Source organism: Burkholderia sp. LK4, from assembly GCF_001043615.1.
GTDB lineage: Bacteria > Pseudomonadota > Gammaproteobacteria > Burkholderiales > Burkholderiaceae > Burkholderia > Burkholderia cepacia.
Map to the genome: position 1 here is coordinate 1 of NZ_LDUL01000023.1, position 2,742 is coordinate 2,742.

Annotated in this window: 1 rRNA gene; it reads left to right on the forward strand. The window is 52.8% G+C overall.

The features are described from left to right. Positions 1-2,710: ribosomal RNA gene (locus tag VK92_RS12245) — 23S ribosomal RNA — on the forward strand; the annotation flags it as partial. Between the last annotated feature and the right edge of the window lie 32 nt (positions 2,711-2,742).

Consider the following 2,742-nt stretch of genomic DNA (forward strand, 5'->3'; position numbering starts at 1 on the left):
GAAGCGAACGCGGTGAACTGAAACATCTAAGTAACCGCAGGAAAAGAAATCAACCGAGATTCCCAAAGTAGTGGCGAGCGAAATGGGATGAGCCTTGCACTCTTTATTTGTATTGTTAGCCGAACGCTCTGGAAAGTGCGGCCATAGCAGGTGATAGCCCTGTAGGCGAAAACAGTATGAAAGAACTAGGTGTGCGACAAGTAGGGCGGGACACGTGAAATCCTGTCTGAAGATGGGGGGACCATCCTCCAAGGCTAAATACTCGTGATCGACCGATAGTGAACCAGTACCGTGAGGGAAAGGCGAAAAGAACCCCGGGAGGGGAGTGAAATAGATCCTGAAACCGCATGCATACAAACAGTCGGAGCCTCGTAAGGGGTGACGGCGTACCTTTTGTATAATGGGTCAGCGACTTACGTTCAGTAGCAAGCTTAACCGTATAGGGCAGGCGTAGCGAAAGCGAGTCCGAATAGGGCGTTCAGTTGCTGGGCGTAGACCCGAAACCAGGTGATCTATCCATGGCCAGGATGAAGGTGCGGTAACACGTACTGGAGGTCCGAACCCACTAACGTTGAAAAGTTAGGGGATGAGCTGTGGATAGGGGTGAAAGGCTAAACAAACCTGGAAATAGCTGGTTCTCTCCGAAAACTATTTAGGTAGTGCCTCGTGTCTCACCTTCGGGGGTAGAGCACTGTCATGGTTGGGGGGTCTATTGCAGATTACCCCGCCATAGCAAACTCCGAATACCGAAGAGTGCAATCACGGGAGACAGACATCGGGTGCTAACGTCCGGTGTCAAGAGGGAAACAACCCAGACCGCCAGCTAAGGTCCCCAAATATAGCTAAGTGGGAAACGAAGTGGGAAGGCTAAAACAGTCAGGAGGTTGGCTTAGAAGCAGCCACCCTTTAAAGAAAGCGTAATAGCTCACTGATCGAGTCGTCCTGCGCGGAAGATGTAACGGGGCTAAGCTATATACCGAAGCTGCGGATGCGTGCTTGCACGCATGGTAGGAGAGCGTTCCGTAAGCCTGCGAAGGTGCCTTGTAAAGGGTGCTGGAGGTATCGGAAGTGCGAATGCTGACATGAGTAGCGATAAAGGGGGTGAAAGGCCCCCTCGCCGTAAGCCCAAGGTTTCCTACGCAACGTTCATCGGCGTAGGGTGAGTCGGCCCCTAAGGCGAGGCAGAAATGCGTAGCTGATGGGAAGCAGGTCAATATTCCTGCACCATTGTTAGATGCGATGGGGGGACGGATCGCGGAAGGTTGTCCGGGTGTTGGAAGTCCCGGTCGCTGCATTGGAGAAGGCACTTAGGCAAATCCGGGTGCGTAATTCAAGGGTGTGGCGCGAGCTCCTTAGGGAGCGAAGCAATTGGAAGTGGTTCCAAGAAAAGCCTCTAAGCTTCAGTCTAATGATGACCGTACCGCAAACCGACACAGGTGGGCGAGATGAGTATTCTAAGGCGCTTGAGAGAACTCGGGAGAAGGAACTCGGCAAATTGGTACCGTAACTTCGGGATAAGGTACGCCCTTGTAGCTTGACTGGCCTGCGCCAGGAGGGTGAAGGGGTTGCAATAAACTGGTGGCTGCGACTGTTTAATAAAAACACAGCACTCTGCAAACACGAAAGTGGACGTATAGGGTGTGACGCCTGCCCGGTGCCGGAAGATTAAATGATGGGGTGCAAGCTCTTGATTGAAGTCCCGGTAAACGGCGGCCGTAACTATAACGGTCCTAAGGTAGCGAAATTCCTTGTCGGGTAAGTTCCGACCTGCACGAATGGCGTAACGATGGCCACACTGTCTCCTCCCGAGACTCAGCGAAGTTGAAGTGTTTGTGATGATGCAATCTACCCGCGGCTAGACGGAAAGACCCCATGAACCTTTACTGTAGCTTTGCATTGGACTTTGAACCGATCTGTGTAGGATAGGTGGGAGGCTATGAAACCGGAACGCTAGTTTCGGTGGAGCCGTCCTTGAAATACCACCCTGGTTTGTTTGAGGTTCTAACCTTGGCCCGTGATCCGGGTCGGGGACAGTGCATGGTAGGCAGTTTGACTGGGGCGGTCTCCTCCCAAAGCGTAACGGAGGAGTACGAAGGTACGCTAGGTACGGTCGGAAATCGTGCTGATAGTGCAATGGCATAAGCGTGCTTAACTGCGAGACCGACAAGTCGAGCAGGTGCGAAAGCAGGTCATAGTGATCCGGTGGTTCTGTATGGAAGGGCCATCGCTCAACGGATAAAAGGTACTCTGGGGATAACAGGCTGATACCGCCCAAGAGTTCATATCGACGGCGGTGTTTGGCACCTCGATGTCGGCTCATCTCATCCTGGGGCTGTAGCCGGTCCCAAGGGTATGGCTGTTCGCCATTTAAAGAGGTACGTGAGCTGGGTTTAAAACGTCGTGAGACAGTTTGGTCCCTATCTGCCGTGGGCGTTGGATATTTGAAGGGGGCTGCTCCTAGTACGAGAGGACCGGAGTGGACGAACCTCTGGTGTACCGGTTGTCACGCCAGTGGCATCGCCGGGTAGCTATGTTCGGAAGAGATAACCGCTGAAAGCATCTAAGCGGGAAACTCGCCTTAAGATGAGATATCCCTGGGGACTAGATCCCCTTGAAGGGTCGTTCGAGACCAGGACGTTGATAGGTCAGGTGTGTAAGCGCAGTAATGCGTTCAGCTAACTGATACTAATTGCCCGTAAGGCTTGATCCTATAACAAGTCTGCCTTGTAGATCGGCGCCGTG